Annotated in this window: 18 protein-coding genes and 2 riboswitches; of the genes, 5 read left to right on the plus strand and 13 right to left on the minus strand. The window is 64.6% G+C overall.

The features are described 5' to 3' along the window. Position 1 precedes the first annotated feature (1 nt). The 8 genes from ABEA18_RS20805 to ABEA18_RS20840 all read right to left on the minus strand — a co-directional run bounded on the left by ABEA18_RS20805 (position 2) and on the right by ABEA18_RS20840 (position 8,490). Complete coding sequence (locus tag ABEA18_RS20805) at positions 2-2,338, minus strand: FdhF/YdeP family oxidoreductase (protein ID WP_345452385.1); 2,337 nt, start codon at positions 2,336-2,338, stop codon at positions 2-4. 62 nt (positions 2,339-2,400) lie between these two features. After that, complete coding sequence (locus ABEA18_RS20810) at positions 2,401-3,726, minus strand: molybdopterin molybdotransferase MoeA (protein ID WP_345452387.1); 1,326 nt, start codon at positions 3,724-3,726, stop codon at positions 2,401-2,403. Further along, positions 3,723-4,010, minus strand: a complete 288-nt coding sequence (locus ABEA18_RS20815) for a DUF6457 domain-containing protein (protein WP_234751566.1) — start codon at positions 4,008-4,010, stop codon at positions 3,723-3,725. The genes ABEA18_RS20810 and ABEA18_RS20815 overlap by 4 nt, the downstream gene beginning before the upstream one ends. Positions 4,011-4,041: 31 nt before the next feature. After that, complete coding sequence (gene mobA / locus ABEA18_RS20820) at positions 4,042-4,701, minus strand: molybdenum cofactor guanylyltransferase (RefSeq protein WP_345452389.1); 660 nt, start codon at positions 4,699-4,701, stop codon at positions 4,042-4,044. Between the two features lie 37 nt (positions 4,702-4,738). Beyond that, positions 4,739-5,239 carry an HNH endonuclease gene (locus ABEA18_RS20825; RefSeq protein WP_028266173.1) on the minus strand — a complete coding sequence of 167 codons (501 nt, stop codon included), beginning with the start codon at positions 5,237-5,239 and terminating at the stop codon, positions 4,739-4,741. 317 nt (positions 5,240-5,556) lie between these two features. Further along, positions 5,557-6,321, minus strand: a complete 765-nt coding sequence (locus ABEA18_RS20830) for an NlpC/P60 family protein (protein WP_345452392.1) — start codon at positions 6,319-6,321, stop codon at positions 5,557-5,559. 5 nt (positions 6,322-6,326) lie between these two features. Then, a riboswitch (cyclic di-AMP (ydaO/yuaA leader) is annotated at positions 6,327-6,494 on the minus strand. A 145-nt stretch (positions 6,495-6,639) separates the two neighbouring features. Beyond that, positions 6,640-7,458, minus strand: a complete 819-nt coding sequence (locus ABEA18_RS20835) for a M23 family metallopeptidase (protein WP_345452394.1) — start codon at positions 7,456-7,458, stop codon at positions 6,640-6,642. Between the two features lie 2 nt (positions 7,459-7,460). Then, a riboswitch (cyclic di-AMP (ydaO/yuaA leader) is annotated at positions 7,461-7,668 on the minus strand. 126 nt (positions 7,669-7,794) lie between these two features. After that, positions 7,795-8,490 (minus strand): iron-dependent transcriptional repressor DtxR, encoded by a 696-nt coding sequence (locus ABEA18_RS20840; protein WP_345452396.1) that lies wholly within the window; start codon positions 8,488-8,490, stop codon positions 7,795-7,797. Between the two features lie 247 nt (positions 8,491-8,737). Between ABEA18_RS20840 and serC the strand changes: the two genes are divergently transcribed. Further along, positions 8,738-9,868, plus strand: coding sequence for a phosphoserine transaminase (gene serC, locus ABEA18_RS20845; RefSeq protein WP_345452397.1), 1,131 nt, complete (start codon positions 8,738-8,740; stop codon positions 9,866-9,868). 21 nt (positions 9,869-9,889) lie between these two features. Here the strand turns inward: serC and ABEA18_RS20850 are convergent, their stop codons facing one another. The 3 genes from ABEA18_RS20850 to ABEA18_RS20860 are packed head-to-tail and all read right to left on the minus strand — an operon-like array spanning position 9,890 to position 12,163. Continuing rightward, the gene (locus ABEA18_RS20850) at positions 9,890-11,236 is read right to left on the minus strand and encodes an MFS transporter (RefSeq protein ID WP_345452398.1); all 1,347 of its coding nucleotides are present in this window, start codon (positions 11,234-11,236) and stop codon (positions 9,890-9,892) included. 44 nt (positions 11,237-11,280) lie between these two features. After that, on the minus strand, positions 11,281-11,772 hold the full coding sequence (locus tag ABEA18_RS20855; protein WP_345452400.1) for a DUF3027 domain-containing protein: 492 nt from the start codon (positions 11,770-11,772) through the stop codon (positions 11,281-11,283). 7 nt (positions 11,773-11,779) lie between these two features. Further along, on the minus strand, positions 11,780-12,163 hold the full coding sequence (locus tag ABEA18_RS20860) for a cold-shock protein (RefSeq protein WP_059388199.1): 384 nt from the start codon (positions 12,161-12,163) through the stop codon (positions 11,780-11,782). A 244-nt stretch (positions 12,164-12,407) separates the two neighbouring features. Between ABEA18_RS20860 and ABEA18_RS20865 the strand changes: the two genes are divergently transcribed. The 3 genes from ABEA18_RS20865 to ABEA18_RS20875 are packed head-to-tail and all read left to right on the plus strand — an operon-like array spanning position 12,408 to position 16,789. Next, positions 12,408-12,623, plus strand: coding sequence for a hypothetical protein (locus tag ABEA18_RS20865; protein ID WP_345452401.1), 216 nt, complete (start codon positions 12,408-12,410; stop codon positions 12,621-12,623). 49 nt (positions 12,624-12,672) lie between these two features. Next, positions 12,673-15,135 (plus strand): helicase-associated domain-containing protein, encoded by a 2,463-nt coding sequence (locus ABEA18_RS20870; protein WP_345452402.1) that lies wholly within the window; start codon positions 12,673-12,675, stop codon positions 15,133-15,135. Between the two features lie 10 nt (positions 15,136-15,145). Further along, complete coding sequence (locus ABEA18_RS20875; RefSeq protein WP_345452404.1) at positions 15,146-16,789, plus strand: DNA repair helicase XPB; 1,644 nt, start codon at positions 15,146-15,148, stop codon at positions 16,787-16,789. 19 nt (positions 16,790-16,808) lie between these two features. On the opposite strand, the gene ABEA18_RS20880 is transcribed toward ABEA18_RS20875, so the two are convergent. Together ABEA18_RS20880 and ABEA18_RS20885 are read right to left on the minus strand one after the other, a co-directional pair. Then, positions 16,809-17,036 carry a hypothetical protein gene (locus ABEA18_RS20880; RefSeq protein ID WP_345452407.1) on the minus strand — a complete coding sequence of 76 codons (228 nt, stop codon included), beginning with the start codon at positions 17,034-17,036 and terminating at the stop codon, positions 16,809-16,811. Between the two features lie 86 nt (positions 17,037-17,122). Next, a complete protein-coding gene (locus ABEA18_RS20885; RefSeq protein WP_345452409.1) occupies positions 17,123-18,031 on the minus strand; it encodes a LysR family transcriptional regulator ArgP in 909 nt (302 codons plus the stop codon). 69 nt (positions 18,032-18,100) lie between these two features. Between ABEA18_RS20885 and ABEA18_RS20890 the strand changes: the two genes are divergently transcribed. Next, the gene (locus ABEA18_RS20890) at positions 18,101-18,736 is read left to right on the plus strand and encodes a LysE/ArgO family amino acid transporter (protein WP_345452411.1); all 636 of its coding nucleotides are present in this window, start codon (positions 18,101-18,103) and stop codon (positions 18,734-18,736) included. The last annotated feature ends 78 nt before the right edge of the window (positions 18,737-18,814 follow it).

The raw sequence follows: 18,814 nt of genomic DNA on the forward strand, positions 1-18,814 counted from the left end.
CTCAGATACCCACCGTTCCGGCAGCTTCCTTGTGTTCGGCAGCTTCACCGTGCTTGACGAACCGCACCGTCATGGCCTTGTAGCCGGGCGTGTTGGATTCGCGGGCAACGAGTTCCCGGTGGACCAGGGCGTTGGCCTCCGGGAAGTACGCGGCTGCGCAACCCTTGGCCGTGGGGTAGGCAACCAGCCGGAACTTGTCCGCCCGGCGTTCCGTTCCGCCGAAAGTGGAGATGACGTCCACCATGTCCCTGTCCTCGAAGCCGAGTTCGCCGAGATCGTCCTCGTGGACCAGGATGACCCGGCGGCCTTCGGAAATGCCCCGGTAGCGGTCGTCGAGCCCGTAGAACGTGGTGTTGTACTGGTCGTGGCTGCGGACCGTCTGGAGGATCAGGTGGCCGGCCGGGGCTTCAAGGTACTCCAGCGGGCTCACGGTGAATCGTGCCTTGCCGATGTCCGTGGCGAACGTGCGGGTGTCGCGTGGCGGATTGGGCAGGACGAAGCCGTTCTTGGTCCGCACCCTTGCGTTGAAGTCCTCGAAGCCGGGGATCACCCTGGAGATGTGGTCCCGGATGACGTCGTAGTCCTCGGCCATGGCACGCCAATCCACAGGGTGGTTGTCCCCGAGGACCGCCTGTGCCATGCGTGCGACGATGACAGGTTCGCTGAGCAAATGCTCCGAAATCGGAGTCAAGCGGCCTTGGGTGGTGTGGATGACGGACATGGAGTCTTCCACGGAAAGGATCTGCCGTCCGCCCGGGTGTTTGTCGTCCGTATCCGTTCGGCCCAGGGTAGGCAGGATCAGGGAGGTCTTGCCGTGCACCACGTGGGCACGGTTGGGCTTGGTGGAGATGTGCACCGTCAGCCCGGCCCTCTTGAGCCCTTCCTCCAGCGCGACAGTGTCCGAGCCTGCCGCGGCGAAGTTGCCGCCCATGGAAACGAACACGTCCACCTCGCCCTTCTCCAAGGCGTGTTGGGTTTCCACGGAGTCGTACCCGTGCGCCCGTGGGGTCGTGAATCCAAACTCTTTGTCCAGGGCTGCCAGGAAGCCCTCGGAAGGCTTCTCCCAGATGCCCATGGTGCGGTCGCCCTGCACGTTGGAGTGGCCGCGGACGGGACAAGCGCCGGCTCCACGCTTGCCGAAGTTTCCCTGCAAGAGCAGCAGGTTGATGATTTCCCGCAAGGTATCCACGGAGTGGGGCTGCTGGGTCAGGCCCAGCGCCCAGCAAATGATGGTGCCCTTCGAGGCGGCCAGCATGCCGGCCACCTTGGTGATTTCGCTGCGGCTCAAGCCAGTGGCGCGTTCCGTCTCGACCCAATCCAGCGCGGCCCGGGCCTCGGCGTAGGCCTCGAAGCCGTCGGTCTGCGCCTCGATGAAGGCGCGATCAACCACTGTTCCCGGCTGCCGCTTCTCCTCCTCCAGCAGGAGGTGGCCCAGCGCCTGGAACAAAGCAAGGTCGCCGCCCACCTTGATTTGCAGGAATTCATCGGCGATGTCCGTGCCACCACCCACCACGCCGTTGAGCGACTGCGGATCCTTGAAGTTCAAGAGCCCGGCTTCCGGCAGAGGATTGACGGCGACAACCTTGCCGCCGTTGTTCTTGCAATCACGCAAGGCGGAGAGCATGCGCGGATGGTTCGTGCCCGGGTTCTGGCCCACCACGAGCACCAGTTGCGCTTCGTGGATGTCTTCCAGCGAGACTGTGCCCTTGCCGATCCCGATGGTCGGGTTGAGGGCGCTCCCGGAGGACTCGTGGCACATGTTCGAGCAGTCGGGCAGGTTGTTGGTGCCCAGGCTGCGGGCGAACAGCTGGTACATGAACGCGGTCTCGTTGGCCGTGCGCCCCGAGGTGTAGAAAACGCAGCGATCCGGCGTCGTGGCATTCACGTGCTCGCCGATCAAGGCGAAAGCATCCGTCCAGCTAATCGGGGAATAGTGTGTGTCGCCAGGGCGGATGACGACCGGCTCGGCAATGCGACCTTGACTGCCGAGCCAGTATTCGGTCTTGTCCTCGAGTTCGGCCAGGGAGTGCCGCGCCCAGAACTCCGCGTCGACCACGCGAGTGGTGCTCTCCTCGGCGATTGCCTTGGCACCGTTTTCACAGAACTCGGCTGGACTGCGTTTGCCGGTGATGGACTCCGGCCAGGCACAGCCGGGACAGTCGAAACCGTCCCGTTGGTTGACCCGGAGCATTGACTTGACGGTTCGGCTGACGCCCGCTTGGGCCCAACCGCGTTCCAACGCCACGGTGACTGCCTTGACGCCCGCAGCGGAGCGCTTGGGTGGGTGGATCTGGAGGTCATCTTCGTTGATGTCCTGCTCGGGTGCATGCCTGTTCATGCCCCCATCATTGCAAGGCCTGACTCTCTAATCCACCCGCGTCCATTCGGCACCGGAAACTCTCAGCCCGTCAGGGCGCTCCAGTCGACCGGCCCGGACGAAACCTTTCGGGCTGGCTTGGCAGGAGTCTTCTTGGCCTTGTCTTCCGAGGACTTCGGCAGGGGAAGCGGCGGCCCCCACGGCAACGGAAAAGCGGGCACTGCCTCGCCCAGTTGCACGCCGTGCGGCGGCACCACCATGACTCCATCCGCACTGGCGAGGCCGCGCATCATCCCGGGCCCCGCATGCTGGGCCGGCGAGGCCAGGCCGTACACGAACCTGAAGGGAAGCAAGCGCGTGCGCCCGGGGTCGGCGTCGAGCATGGCACCGCACGGAACTTCGCCGACCTCCGGGAGCGCCCTGTGCCCCAGCCCCGCGAGAAGCGGTGCACCGATCGTGAAGAGGACCATCATGGCCGCGAGCGGATTGCCGGGGAGACCCAGCACGAAGCGCCCGTCGGGCAGTTCGGCCAGCACGCCAGGATGTCCCGGACGCATCGCAATTCCGTCAATCAGCAGGCGTCCGCCGAGATCCGCAATGGCCCGCCGGAAGTGGTCGGTCCCCGAGCGGCCGGTTCCACCGGTGGTGATGACGACGTCGGCGGGTGGCGCGTCCGGCGACAGCTCGCGTTCTTCAAGGCCCGAGAGCCATTCTTCATAGGAGTCGCCCACCTTGATTTGTTCGCCGCGGATCCCGCCAAGGAGCTCCACGACGGCGCCAAGCTGTGGACCGAAGGTATCCCGCACCCGCCCGGGGACCGGGACACCCGCGGTCACCACTTCGGAGCCCGTCAGGAGCATTTTCACGAGGGGCTTGCCCAGCACGTCGAGTTCATCGCGCCCGGCCAAGGCAGCCAGGGCGAGATGGGCCGGGTTCAGGACGACGCCCGATTTAATCAGCAGCTCGCCCGCCGCAGCTTCTTCTCCCGCATTGCGGATGTGTTGACCGTTGCGGGGTTCGCCCGGCTTCGCGTTCCCGCCGAGCGCGAGCAGCGGCAAGCCATCTTCGTCCGTGGTCAGGACCCCGCTCTCGCTCCGCAGCACGGCCTTGGCCCCCGGCGGGATCAAGCCACCGGTGGCGATAGGACTCGCTTGGTGCGGCGCCAGCCGATGGCCGGGTTCGGCGAGGATCCATGGGCCGCTGCCGTTGACCGCCCAGCCATCCATCGCAGAAGACGCATAGTGCGGCAGGTCTTGCAGGGCGTGGACATCCGCGGCCAAGGTCCTGCCGATGGCGTCCTTCAACGCGATGGGCGCGGCGGGAATGGGCGTAGCACTATCGAAGGCAAGTTGCCGTGCCTCGGCCCACAAATGGTCGGCATGCGGTACATGCCCGGGGGCATCCGTCATCCGGCGTCGGTTCCGGGATTCGTATAGTCCTTCGCGAGCGTGCGCGCCAGGCCCATGGCGGCGTCCATCGATGCAGCTTCAGTCGCTTGTCCCGAACCCGCAGCAAGTCCAGCCGCGAAGCCCGCAATGAAGGTGGTCAAGGGAGCCGCCGGCCGGACCACTGAATGGGCCGCAACGCCTGCCAGGGACAGGATCTCGTTGATGTCGATCTCGACGTCTTCCAGCTCATATGCTTGCAGCAGGCTCCTGCACCATTCCTCGAGCGTTTCTTCCTGGCTCTTCACGATCCGCCTCCACTGTCCGGTACAGCTGTTGTCACGGCAGGTCGCCGTCCACTCCAAGCGCCGCGGCATCGTCCCAGGTATCCACGTCATCGGTGGACCCTGCGGGGACAGGCACGGCCAGCAGATCAAGCCTAGCAAGCAGTCGGAACACCGCGGCGTTGGCCAGGCCACCTTGTTCCGCCGCTACCAGCACTTCCCGTTGCAAAGCAGATACCCGGTAGATGCCGAGCAGCGGCTGCTTCCGGCCGTCGGCGGATACGGACATGGCCCCTTCCGCTTCCTCGTGGCCTGCAAGTTCCCGAAGCAGGACCGGAACCGCGGCGGCAGCCAGGGGCATATCGCAGGCCAGGACCAGGACCCAGGGCGCGTGTTCCGGGGACGGGCTCAGGCCTTCTTGCGCTTCGGTGTCTTGCCCTTCACCGTCTTGTGCTTCGGCGTATTGCCCTAGGGCGAGGAGTCCGGCGGCGATCGCGGCTGCCGGTCCGGCGTAGGGCGGGTCCTCCCGTGCGGTCAATGTGCCGTCCGGCAAAGTGCCTGGATCCGGCCCGACGACGACGACCCTCCCGGCGCCGCGCGAAGCCGCGACAGCACGCTGAAGGAGGGTGGCGCCGTCGTACCTCAACTGGGCTTTGGGCACGCCGCCGAGGCGGGAGGACTTGCCACCCGCCAATATGACCGCATCGAAGTCCACCTGCCCAGATTACCCGGGAAGCAGGCTCAATTCCGGTTCAGGCCGCCGATTCGGGCAGGAGGAAGGGATCCCATGCGGGCGCAGGTTTCTCAAGCTCCTTGATTTGCCAGATAGTCCCGGTGGGAGCCGCCGGAGTGAACCTCAGTTTCCAGCCCATCTCGGCCGGGGTGTGGTCACTCTTGGCGTTGTTGCAGCGCAAGCACGCTGCCACCAGGTTTTCCCAGGAATCCGCGCCGCCCCTGGATTTGGGGTGGACGTGGTCAATGGTGTGCGCTGCTTTCCCGCAATAGGCGCAACGGTGACCGTCGCGGCGCAAGACGCCGCGGCGTGTAACCGCCGTGATGGTGTTGTACCTCGGCCGGATGTAGCGATTGAGCAGAATCACGGAGGGACGTCCGAGAATCTCCTGTGGCCCGACGACAGGCTCGTCGCCTTCGGCCACTACGCTCGCTTTTCCGGTGAGCACAAGGACCAGCGCCCGGCGGAAGGTTACTACCGCCAGCGGTTCATATCCAGCATTCAGAACGAGTGTGCGCATGCACGTACCTCTTCACGGCCGCACCCGTCAGGGGCGCGAGGGCCGGCTGCCCTCTGCATGTACGGGCTGTGGATCGACAACCTAAGAGTAAACACTCGGAGGCCAGATCAACGAATCCTTGCGGGGGTTCCGGCGCAGCGTCGGTCAAAGTTCATGTGCCGGACACGTAGGCGGAACCTTCCACGCGCCCGGAGGCTACTCGACGAATCGCCCCCTGGAGACGGCCGCGGAGCGATTTAGCGCATGCTGGTTAAAACAGAACATCCCCGCCGGCGGACCAGCGGGGATGTTCAGTGAAGCTATGTAGCCGGAGCTATTTAGCCACCAACTCGGATGAAGACCGGGCCGGAGCCAACGTTGACGCTGTAAAGGGCGGTGGTGCCACCGTTCCAGCCGCCGTGGACTGCCATGCCGTTGCCGACGTAAACGGCGATGTGGGCCATGCCCATGCCACCGTTCTGGTAGTAGACCAAGTCGCCCGGCTGCGCTTCAGCAGCGCTGACCGTGCGGCCAAGGGAGAGGTAGTCTGCCGGCCAGCCGTGGAAGTTGATCCCAACGGCGGCCAGGGAGTTCGAAGCCAGGGCGGTGCAGTCCTGGGCAACGCCAAGCTGTGCGTAAGCTGCGGCAGCAATTGCTGCGCCCTTGCCGCTGGCAACTTTCGTGGCGGGTGAAACAGCAGCGGTGACAGAGAGCGTCGAGGCGCCGGTAGCGGCACCCGTTGCAGCCTGCGTGGCCGGAGCAGCTTCCTGCGTGGCAACCGGAGCTGCGACAACCGGAGCAGCTTCGGTGGAGACCACCGGGCGCTCGTACTTGATGGCGACGGACGAGTCAGCCGAAATGCTGGCTTGGGCGATGGACTGGACTTCCAGGGCGGAGGTCGAAGTGGACTCGCGGGGGACGTTGGTTTCTGCAGCGTTGGCTGCGATACCGCTAGTAAGCACCAGACCGGAAGCAGCAGCGATAACCGCTGCCTGACGGCCTACGCCACCGGCGTTGCTGCCGACAGTCTTAGCGATAACGGCAAGCGAGTTGGTCTTGGTGACCGCGGCACGGTGGCGCGCAACAGTAGAGCGTGAAGACACGTTAAGAGGCCTCTCCCTATGCCCGCGAGGTAAGCTGTCGGATTCGGATGGGAGTCATCCGGCCACACTTCTCCCTCTCGGAAGTTGTGCGACTTAACCCCAAGGCCATCGGTGAAGATGACCAAAAGTTGGGTCCCCCGCCTCTGCCAGACGATGTTTTGCGAACGGAACCTCGAGCAGTGGCAGAGCTAGGCAATCCACTCGAGTGCATCAACTCTCTAAAAGTTGATGCGTCTTAGACGGTACATGAGTTTTGATTGAATGTCACATTCAGGTCACGGAGCGTGACAAGCATGCGAGAGGCTTCCATCGGATTGGCTACAGCCAGCCCAGGGGGTCAACGACGTCGCCGTTGACCATGACTTCAAAGTGGAGGTGGCAGCCCGTGGAGGCGCCCGTGGTGCCGCTCAATGCGATGACATCGCCGCGGCTGACCGTCTGGCCCACCTGGACATTGAAGGACGACAAATGGTTGTACGTGGTTTCCAGGCCGTTGCCGTGGTCCACCACAATGCGGTTTCCGCCGCCGTACGGATGCCAGCCGGCGAAAGTGACCTTGCCGGCCGCGGCAGCATGGACCTGGGTGCCGCACTGGGCCACGAAGTCCTGGCCTCGGTGGAACTCTCCCAAGCCGCCCGTGATGGGATTCACGCGGTAGCCGAAAGGCGAGGCCGTTGTCAGGGTGTCCAGAGGCGCCCCCAGGGTGCCCTTGGAGGAAGACGTCTTGATAGTGCCGACGGACTGCGCACTCAGCAGCTGCTTGAGCTTGCTGTCCGGATCGGCAGTGGTGGAAACCGCAGCACGGCTGAAGTCGATCGTGGCGCTTGCCGCGGCGGGAATCTCAGGCTGGGTGCCCACTGCCAAGGCGGTTTGGTTTGACTCGGGCGTGGCCGTCATGGCGCCGGCGCCCGGCAAGGCGACCGTCAGAATGAGGCCCGTAGCGGCAAGGGCCACTCCGGCCTTCTGTCCTGCTCCGCTCGCGGCGGCGAACTCGGCCATCTGCCGCAAGGGACCCTTGCGGCGGCGAAGTTCGCGATGGGGATCGCGGGGCCGGTCGTGCTCGACGGCGCTTGTGCTCCGCAGCACAGCAGTAGGACCGGACGCGCGCCTGCGGCCCCTGGTGTTCTGCGTGGTCAAGGTTTTCCTCTCTGGCAAGCCTGCGAAGTTAGCTGTCGGATTCGGGCCAGAGAGATCGTGGACCCGGTCCGCGCGAAGGGCACCAAACGCAAGGTACCCGGAGGGGCCCTGCGCTGTTTGCACTTCCGCTACGGACTTCACCCCAAGGCCGTCTTTCGACAGCCAATGGTGGTTCCTCCGTTTCTGCCAGTGAATGGACTAATCCACCTGGTCCGCTGGCAGAACTCGGCTTCGGATCAGGTAACGCTTTGGTATCGGCGCCAGTATTTAACTATAGGGGATCAAGCCCCCACGGTAATAATTTCGTTATCTTTGCCGACCGCATCGGCGGGCTGGCTAGGCGACCGTGACAAACACGTGCGAGGCAACCTCGGGCGGGAGCTCCAACGCGCCGTCGATATTGGGCACGCGAACGGAGATGTACTCCCCCACACGTTCCAGGGAAACCCTCGCGCCGGGGCGGATTCCGCCTTCGTCCAGCTGCACCAGAAGTTCAGGCTCCACCTGGATCGGTTCAGCCAGTCGACTGACGGTGACCCTGTTTTCAGGTGAGTATTCGTTCATCGCATCAAGAAGATTGACCACGCCATCCGTAAAGGCGTGGGACGCGACTCCGCCCAGCGCTTCGAGTCCGGGAATGGGGTTGCCGTAAGGCGATTCCGTGGGGTGGTCCAGCAGTTCATAGAGCCGCCGTTCCACGCGCTCACTCATGACATGCTCCCAGCGGCATGCTTCATCGTGGACGTAGGCCCAGTCCAGTCCAATCACATCTGCCAGGAGCCGTTCGGCGAGCCGGTGCTTGCGCATGACCTCGGTGGCGCGTTTCCGGCCCGTTTCAGTCAGCTCAAGGTGCCTGTCGTTGGACACAATCACCAGACCGTCGCGCTCCATCCGTCCGATCGTCTGGGAAACGGTTGGGCCGGAGTGCCGCAAGCGCTCGGCGATGCGTGCGCGAAGAGCCACGATGTTCTCTTCTTCAAGCTCCAAAATGGTCCGAAGATACATCTCAGTGGTATCGATCAGATCCGTCATCCAGCTCAGCTCCTCGAGCGCAGTATCTTGCGTATTTTCGCCAGCTCCAAGCTTAGCTTATTTGGAATTACTCCGGATAATTCCGGCGTTGTCCAGCGCCAGCCGAACAGGTGCTTTCCACGTGGCGGACTATGACAGCTTCGGTTCTGCCTCCGCCCGCGGCGTCAGGCAGAATTGGGGAGTCGAAGGGGCAGCTTGCCACCTGCCACGACCCATCTAGGCCGCTACTTCACCATTGGAGCATCCCGTGAGCGACAACAGCATCACTATCCCCGCCGATTTGCTGCCCAAGGACGGCCGCTTCGGCGCCGGGCCCTCCAAGGTCCGCCCGGAGCAGATCGAGGCCCTCTCCGCCGCCTCGACAACGATCCTCGGCACCTCCCACCGCCAGGCACCCGTCAAGAACCTGGTGGGCTCCGTCCGCGAGGGACTTAGCCAGTTCTTCCGTGCGCCCGAGGGCTACGAGGTGATCCTCGGCGTCGGAGGCTCCACCGCGTTCTGGGACGTCGCCAGCTTCGGCCTGGTCGAGAAGAAGGCCCAGCACCTCTCCTTCGGTGAGTTCGGTTCCAAGTTCGCTTCGGCCACCGACAAGGCACCTTTCCTTGAAGCTTCGTCCATCATCAAGTCCGAGCCTGGCACCCGGCCGGTTTCCCACGCGGAAGCCGGCGTGGACGTATACGCATGGCCGCAGAACGAAACCTCGACAGGTGTGGCCGCTCCGGTCAAGCGGGTTCAAGGCAGCGACGACGGCGCCTTGGTCCTGGTGGATGCGACGTCCGCAGCCGGCGGCCTGGATGTTGATGTTGCCGAAGCCGACGTCTACTACTTCGCCCCGCAAAAGAACTTTGCGTCCGACGGAGGCCTGTGGCTGGGACTCTTCTCCCCCGCCGCCCTGGAGCGCGCGGCCCGTATCAAGGCAAGCGGCCGCTGGATCCCCGATTTCCTCGACCTGCAGACGGCTATCGACAACTCGAAGCTCAACCAGACCTACAACACGCCGTCCCTGTCCACCTTGGTGACGTTGGATGCCCAGGTCCAGTGGCTCAACAAGAATGGCGGCCTGGACTTCGCTTCCGGGCGCACAGCGGACTCCGCAGGCCGGATCTACGACTGGGCAGAGGCGTCCGAGTACGCCACCCCGTTCGTCGCGAAGGCCGAGGACCGATCCAATGTCATTGCCACGATCGATTTCGACGACTCGATCGATGCCGCGGCCATCGCCAAGGTGCTGCGCGCCAACGGGATCGTGGACACGGAGCCTTACCGCAAGCTGGGCCGCAACCAGCTGCGCATCGCTACCTTCGTTGCCATCGAGCCGGACGACGTCTCTGCATTGCTCGCCAGCATCGACTTCGTGGTGGGCGAACTGAAGAAGTAAGGGACTGCCGCGTTCCCGCGGTCAGGACTGGTCGGCGTCGTCCGGGAGGGGATCCCGGGCGGCGCTAGCCTCTTTAACCGCGCTGTCCTCTTTAACAGCGCCACTGGCGCCCTGGGACTCAATGCGGAAGAACCGCATCCCGCGGGCGCTGCTATCGAAACGGAGCCGCAGCTGGCGCGCGCGGATGATCCACACGATGCCGACGACGGCGGTGCTGGCGCCCGCGACGGCGGCCACGCCGACAGCCCATCGGGGTCCGGCCACGTTGGACACCCAGCCGACGAACGGTGCGCCGATGGGCGTTCCACCCATGAAGATGGCCATGTAGAGTGCCATGACCCTGCCGCGCATGACAGGTTCCGTGGTGGACTGCACGTAGCCGTTGGCGCTCGTGATCATGGTCAGGGCAAACAGTCCGCAGGGAATCAGTGCCAAGGCGAACATGGTGTAGTTCGGCGCCAGGGCGGCCAGTCCGCTCGCGAGGCCGAACCCGCCCGCCGCCGCGAAGATGAGCCGCATGCGTGGCCTCCCTCGCCGGGCGGAAAGCAATGCTCCTGCGACGGAACCGATCGCCATGACCGAGTTGAGCAGCCCGAATGCCCCCGCGTCCATGCCGAACTCCGTGCCGACCATGGCCGCGATGAAGAGGACGAAGTTCAGTCCGAAGGTGCCCATGATGAAAATCGCGACGAGGACAACCACAATGTCCGGGCGGTTGCGGACATAGCGAAGCCCTTCACGGATACGGCCTTTGCCCGCCGCGGCCCGCGGTTGGACGCGCAAAGAAGAAAGGGGAATGGCCCGGATTGCGCCAAGCATCGCGAGGAAGGTCAGGGTATTGATCATGAATACCCAGCCCGGCCCCACCGCCACCGTCAACACGCCGGCCACGGCGGGGCCGATCATGCGGGCGACGTTGAAGGATGCGCTGTTCAACGCGACAGCGTTGGAAAGATAGTCGTCCTTGACCAGCTCGGACACGAACGTCTGGCGAACAGGGGCGTCAAGTGCCGAGACGACGCCAAGCAAGAGCGCGAACACATAGACATGCCACAATTGCGCGGCACCGCTCAGGACCAGGAGTCCCAAGCCGGTGCTCAGGACCGCCATGGCCGATTGTGTCATGACCAGGAGCCTGCGCCGGCTGTAGCGGTCGGCAAGCAGACCGGCCCATGGGGCCAGGAAAAGCTGCGGACCCAGTTGGAGGGCCAAGGTCACGCCCATCGCTCCGGCATCGTGGTTGCTCAGATGGGCGAAAACCAGCCAATCCTGGGCCGTCCGTTGCATCCACGTGCCGATATTGGAAATAAGGGCACCGATGAACCAAATGCGGTAGTTAAGGACACCGAGCGATTTGAAGGTGGACATCAGTTTCCGCCTTCAGGGAATTCACTCGCCGGGTCCGCCAAGGGCTAGTCAGCCTCGATGTCGTCGGCGTCGTCGTTCTCTTGTCCGTCACCAGAGGTGGCGACGTCCTCATCGGAGGGGCCGCCGTCGTCGTCCGCGTCAACGGGAACGTCAGCTTCCTCCGCTAACTCTTCGGCCGCGGTAGCCTCGTCCTCCGGACGGACGCGCTTTGCCCAAGGCACCCATTCAGGAGCGAGGATGGAGTCCTCCGACGGCAGCAGGCCAAGCTCGCTGACCGTGACCACTTTGGAGCGCGAGTTGCGGGTCACGACGGCGTACCACTGCCACCCGCCGTAGCCGGCCAGCCGCGATTCGAACAAGTGCGTGACCACGCGTTCGCCCTCGGAGCGCGCGGCAATGTGCGGTCCGATTTCACCCGGCTTGGCGATGGTCTCCACCGCATTGCGGGCGACGTCGACGGCGGCCGCCAGGAAAGCGTCCGGCTTGCCGACGCGCCACACAGGAAGGCCGGTGCGGGGTTTCGCCGTTGATGTCATGGCAGGTTTAGGCTTCCAGCTCGTCGGCAACCTTGCGCAGGGCTGCGGCAATGGCCTTGCCCTTGGCGCCTTCAGGGTACTTACCGGCGGACAACGTGCCGGAGAGGTTGTCCAGGACAGAGACGAGGTCCTGGACTACCGGAGCGAGCTCGCGGGCGTTCATGCGCTTGGCTTTGGCGATGGAAGGCAACTTATCGAGCACGCGGAGTCCCAGCGCTTGAGCGCCCCGGCGACCGTCGGCGACGCCGAACTCAACCCGGGTGCCCGCCTTGAGATCCGCTACGCCTTCGGGCAGTGCGGATTTGGGCAGAAATACTTCCTGGCCGTCCTCTGCTGCGAGGAATCCGAAGCCTTTTTCCTTGTCATACCACTTGACCTTGCCGGTGGGCACGTAATCAACCTTCTTCGTTCTTACTTGCGAGACACGGCCGGCGCGCCACCGCATCCGCAGGATACTGCGGGAATAGGGGTAACTGCCTTGACCGTGTTGGTCTGTTGCTTCAAGGTTATCCTGCCCGGCAGCGGATTCGCGCTTTGAGACCCCCGCAGGCAGGTCCTGCCGCCTTTTGTCCGCAACCGAACTGCACCCTGGCCCGGAATCGGGGCCGCGGCCCGGGACTGTTAGCGTTGCTTCCATGATTCCCCACGACTTCCGCCGCCCGCTCACCATCGTTGCCGCAGTCGTCGCAGTCCTTTCCCTGGCGGCCGTAGCCGCCGTCATCGCCGTCGCTTTCGCCAACGGCGTGGCACCGGCCTGGGTCACGTCCACCGCTCTCTACGGGCTGCCGCTCGCCTTCATTTTGATGGCCGCGTTGGTGGTTGACTCTGTGTGGGCACGGCGTCGTCAATGAGCACCCGGAAAGCCCGACGGCGGACCCGGCTGGCTGTAACGTTGAATTGATGTCCCTTATTCGCGCGCTCAGCAAGGAACTGGAAGCGCGCAGCGATGATTCGCTGCGGGCCCTGTTTGCCGCGCGGCCGGACCTCATCTCCCCCGTGGTCCCGGACTTCGCTGCACTCGCGGCGCGGGCAAGTGCCCGGGTCAGCGTGCAGCGCGCCCTGGAACGGCTCAACAAACCGGAGATGCAAGTACTTGAGACGCTCCACCTGTGCACCAACACCGACACGGGCCACAGCGTCTCGGCGGCGGGACTGAAGAAGTGCATCAACGGCGCCACCCTTGCCGCGCTCGAGCCGATCCTGATCAAACTCCAGGAACTGGCCCTCATCCACCGGGCCGATCCGCCGGCCACGGTGCACAATCCAGGCCGGCAGCGTTTCTACTTGCCGGTGGGCAGCCTCAAGGACGTCATCGGCATCTACCCGGCGGGTTTGGGCCGCAGCTACACCGAGTTGGTGCGGCTGCAACCGGCCTTCGCCCAGCGCGTGGTGCATCTCGTTGCCGAACTCCACCAGAGCGGCGCCAACATCCTGGCCGCCACGACGCCCATGGACGCGGCGCTGGCGTTGCAACGTTGGACATCGACGCCGGAGAACCTTCAGCACATCCTCTCCGAGGCACCTGTACGGACGCGTCCCCTTTTGAACAAGTTCGGCAACTGGGCCATGGGCGCCGTTCCCCAGGCCCAGCGCAAGGCTTCAGTGATCCATGAAGGCCGCGACGTCGGTCCCGTGGACTGGCTTTTGGCCCGCGGTTTGCTTGTCCCCTTGGACGCCGGCCACGTTGAGCTCCCGCACAGCGTCGGCCTTTCCCTGCGCGGTGGCGCGATCGTGGACCAATTCACCTTGAAGCCTCCCGTACCGGAGCTGGGCCAGACGAGTGCTGCCCTGCGCCGGAATGCCGCCATGGGTGCCATCGCCGAAGTACTCCGTTTGGTGGGTGAACTCCTGTACGCGGTCCGCGAGCAGCCGGTGGTTACCCTGCGCAGCGGAGGGGTGGGCGTGCGTGAACTCAAACGCCTGGCCGATAGCCTTCGCCTGGGGTTGTCCGAGACCGCCCTGATCCTTGAGCTCAGTGCCTTGTCAGGATTGTTGCGGCTCGATGTGGACAGTTCCACCTGGGTGCAACCGCCATCGGTGGAATGGCTCACGCTCCCCCGCCAGGAACAGTGGCTCTGGCTGGTCAACGCCTGGCTCGCGAGCGAGCGCGCTCCTTCCCTCGTGGGACAAACCCTCCCCGGGCCTGCCACCACGGCGCCCCGATCCGGCTCTCCGGCAGGTTCCATCAACGCCCTGTCCGCCGAGGCCCAACGCCCTGACGCCCCGCTGGTCCGCAAACGGATCCTGGAGATCCTCGAAGAGCTCACCCTCGAAGTAGAAGCACCGGACGGCAAGGCTCCTGTGCTCAACGCCGAAGCCGTCATGGAACGCGCGGAATGGGCCCAGCCCCGGATGTCTCGACGGTTCAGCTCCCTCGTCCGCGGAATCCTGCACGAGGCCGAACTCCTCGGGCTCATGGGCTCTGGCGCCCTGACCCAGCTTGGTTCGGCGATCGCCACCGAACAGCCCGAGCTGGCCCTCAGTATCCTCGGCGAACACCTGCCGGCGGCCGTCAATCATGTCCTGCTCCAAGCCGACCTGACCGCCGTCGCCCCGGGGTACCTGGCACCTGAACTGAGCGAAAAACTGCTCTTGATCGCCGACGCCGAAGGCCAGGGCCCGGCCACGATCTTCCGCTTCTCCGGAGATTCGATCCGCCGCGCGTTGGACGCCGGCCAGGACGCGGAAACCATCCTCGCGTTCCTGCGCACCCACTCCGCCACCGATGTTCCCCAACCGCTCCGCTACTTGATCAAGGACATCGCCTCCAGGCACGGCCGGCTGCGTGTCGCCAGCAGCCCCAGTTTCATCCAAAGCGACGACGAGGCCGCCATCGCCGAGCTCGTTCGGGAGCCGGGAGCCGCGAGCCTGGGACTTGTCCGGATCGCCCCCACGGTACTGACCTCCGCCGCGAGCCCCCGGGAGACCGCGAGGGTGCTGCGCGAGCTGGGACTCTCGCCTGCCGTGCAGGAGGCGGAGACCGCCGTCGTGCGCTACAAGAGGACGACGGCCGTGGCCGGGGGCGTTCGCCCCGTTTACACTGCGCCCCGCATTGCACCGCCGGACGACGACGTCGACGCCCAGCTCGCGGTGCTGAGGCACCATCGCGCGGTCCATGGCGAATCGACCGGCGAGGCGGCAACGCAACTGGGACTCGAAACCCTGCAGAGGGCCATCCGACTGAAGCAAGCGGTCACCATGAACGTGGTGGACGGCTTGGGGAATTCCAATACCGAAACCGTGGTTCCGGTATCAGTGTCGGGAGGACGCGTCAGGGTGTTCGACGCCGCCAGGGATACCGAAAGAGTCTTGTCCATCCACCGCATCATCGATGTGGAGCCCGCGGGCGAGCCGCACAAGTGAGGAAGCAATAGTGAGCGACGGTCCGCTGATCGTACAGAGCGACAAAACCATCCTGCTGGAAGTCGACCACGAGCTCGCTACCGAGGCACGGCATGCGATTGCGGCGTTCGCCGAGCTGGAGCGTGCCCCCGAACACGTCCACAGCTACCGGCTCACCCCTCTGGGCCTCTGGAATGCGCGCGCCGCGGGACTGGACGCCGAAAAAGTCCTCGACACGCTCCTGCGCTACTCCCGTTTCCCGGTGCCGCACTCCTTGCTGATCGACATCGAAGAGACGATGTCCCGCTACGGCCGCTTGCGCCTCGAAAAGGACCCGCAGCACGGATTGGTCATGCGTACCACCGACTACCCCGTACTCGAGGAAGTCATCCGGGCAAAGAAAATCGCACCCTTGCTGGGGCCGAGGATCGACGGCGAAACCGTGGTGGTGCATTCCTCCCAGCGGGGACAGCTCAAGCAATTGCTGCTCAAGCTCGGATGGCCGGCCGAGGACCTCGCAGGCTACGTGGACGGCACGCCGCACCTGATCGCTTTGAACGAGGACGGTTGGCACCTGCGGCCATACCAGAAGCTTGCCACGGAGAACTTCTGGGCAGGCGGCAGCGGCGTCGTCGTGCTGCCCTGCGGTGCGGGCAAGACCTTGGTGGGGGCCGCAGCCATGGCTACCAGCTGCACCACCACGCTGATCCTGGTCACCAACACTGTCGCGGCCCGGCAATGGAAGGACGAGCTCCTCAAGCGGACGTCGCTGACGGAGGAGGAGATCGGCGAGTATTCGGGCGCTGTCAAGGAAGTCCGGCCGGTCACGATCGCCACCTACCAGGTCCTGACCACGAAACGCGGAGGCCTTTACCCGCACTTGGAACTCGTGGACGGGCACGACTGGGGACTCATCATCTACGACGAGGTCCATCTCCTGCCGGCTCCGATCTTCCGGATGACGGCGGACCTGCAGGCGCGGCGTCGTCTGGGACTCACTGCGACACTTGTGCGTGAGGATGGTCGTGAGGGTGAGGTCTTCAGTTTGATCGGCCCCAAGCGCTACGACGCACCGTGGAAAGATATCGAAGCCCAGGGCTACATTGCGCCGGCGGACTGCGTGGAGGTCCGGGTGGACCTGCCCCGGGACGAGCGCGTGGCCTACGCGATGGCTGAGGACGCGGACAAGTACCGGCTCTGCGCGACGTCGGAGACCAAGACCCACTTGGTGGAGCAGCTCGTCGCCTTGCACCAGGGCGAGCCGCTGCTGGTGATCGGCCAATACATCGACCAGTTGGATGAGATCGGCGAGCGCCTGGACGCTCCCGTGATCAAGGGCGATACAACAGTCAAGGTGCGGCAGAAGCTGTTCGATGCCTTCCGCGCCGGTGACATCAAGACCCTCGTCGTGTCCAAAGTGGCCAACTTCTCGATCGACCTGCCCGAGGCATCAGTGGCAATCCAGGTATCGGGATCTTTCGGTTCCCGCCAGGAAGAGGCTCAACGCTTGGGGCGATTGCTTCGCCCCAAGCAGGACGGCCGTGCGGCACGCTTCTATTCCTTAGTGGCCAGGGACACCCTCGACCAGGACTTCGCCGCCAAACGGCAACGGTTCCTCGCCGAACAGGGCTACGCCTACCGGATCATGGACGCCAAGGACGTACCCGCCGCGTAGGGGCTGGTCAATTTAAGGGCTAGGCAACCAACTGTTGCGTGCGCTCCTGGTGCTCCGCTGCTTGCAGCACGACGGCGTCGACCACAGCCCAGGAGTCCTCGTCTTTGAGCTGCGCATCGGCAAAGCGTTCAGCGGCGGAGCGGTCGCTGAACGCCTCGAGCTCGATGTGTCCAGAGTGCGTGTCCAGGTAGCTGACATGGAACTCGACGTTTTGAATTTCAACGCGTGATTCTTGTTTGTTTTCCATGGCTCAAGTGTGAAACGGGGCTCCGACAATTTAGGACTGCGCCCGCGGCGTGTTGGCTTTTGGCGCACACGCCGCGGGCCGGTTTGTCAGGCCCTGCGCAGCACTTCCGCGGCGGTGCTCCGGACCGCCTCAGTCACGGCGTCCAGGATCCGCGACGGTGTCCGCCACCGTTGCCAGTACAAGGGCACGTCCAAGGGTTGCTCGGGCGCGAGTTCCACCAAGTCTCCATCGGCTATCTCCCGGCCGCATTGAGGTTCGGGCAGCAGTCCCCACCCGAGCCCCAAGCGAATGGCCTCGGCGAACTCCTGGCTGGACGGAACGTAATGGCGCGGCCCTGGCGGCTTCATCCCACGCCCAGCCCCGCCGAGGAGTTCCAGGAAACGATGTTGGTACTCGTCCTTGCGGTCGAAGTCCACGGCCGGAGCTGTGCCCAGCGCGGCGACGTCGACCCCGTCGGAAAACCACCTCGCCCTGAATTCCGGCGTAGTGACAGCACGGTATCGCATGCTCCCCAGCGGCTCCACCCGGCAGCCCTGCACCGGCTCGGGAGTCGCTGTCACGGCGGCCATCACCGTTCCGGCGCGCAGCATGGACGTGGAATACTGCTCGTCGTCCCGGTGAAGATCGAAGACGGCGTTCAGCTCCGCAGGGACCCGTGTGAGTGCCCTGAGGAACCAGACGGACAAGGAATCCGCGTTGACCACGATCGGAACCGAGACCATCGGCGATTCGCCCGGCAGGCCCAGTTCCAGTTCGGCGTCGGCCTCCAACTGGGCGAGCTGCCGCGCCAGCCTGAGCACCACATGTCCCGACTCCGTGGCCTGGACCGGATTGCTGCGCTGAAGCAACACCCTTCCGGATGCTTGTTCAAGCGCCTTGAGGCGCTGGGAGACCGCCGACGGCGTGATGTTCAGTGATCGGGCAGCGGCGTCGAGCGTACCTTCCGCGAGCACAGCGGCGAAGGTGTACAGCTGTTCGGATGAAAATCTGGCCATAAGACGATCTTACGATGCCTAAGAATGTTTAGCTGGACTAATGTTGAAGGCGAAACTTAGCCTCGAAGTATGAACTCCCCCGACATTTTCCACGCAGCCGGCTTGGGCCTCGGCACAGGCCTGGCCCTCATTGTTGCCATTGGCGCCCAAAATGCTTTCGTCCTCCGGCAAGGAATCCGCGGTGAACATATCGGAGCAATCGTTGCAGTGTGCGCCATCTCGGACGCCGTGCTCATCGCGGCCGGGGTACTCGGCACCGGCTCCCTGCTCACCGCGGCGCCTGCCGCCGTCGTCGTTCTCCGCTATGTCGGCGCGGCATTCCTGGTGACGTACGGCGTGATGGCAGCACGGCGAATCCTCAAGCCGCAAGCCCTCGTGTCCGCTGAGCCCGGGCCTTCGGGTGCCGGTCGAAGCGGGCTGGCGGCGGCGCTGGCAACTGTCATGGCACTGACGTGGCTCAACCCCCATGTCTACCTGGACACTGTCTTGCTCCTGGGATCCGTGGCGAACGCGCAAGGGCCCGGGCTGCAGTGGTGGTTCGGCGCCGGAGCCATGCTGGGCAGTATTCTCTGGTTCTGTTCACTCGGGTTCGGGGCGAAACTGCTGCGCGGATTCTTTGCGCGGCCGGCGTCCTGGCGGATCCTCGACGGAGGGATTGCCGTCACCATGGTGGGACTCGGCGTCGGGCTCGCTCTCGGCAGTTAGCCCGGGCCCACAACCACGACACCCCGATAATTCTCACAACAAGCATCCAGTCAACTCCCAGAAACTGGGAGCATCATG

Source organism: Arthrobacter gyeryongensis, assembly GCF_039543785.1.
In the GTDB taxonomy this organism is placed as follows: Bacteria; Actinomycetota; Actinomycetes; order Actinomycetales; family Micrococcaceae; genus Arthrobacter; species Arthrobacter gyeryongensis.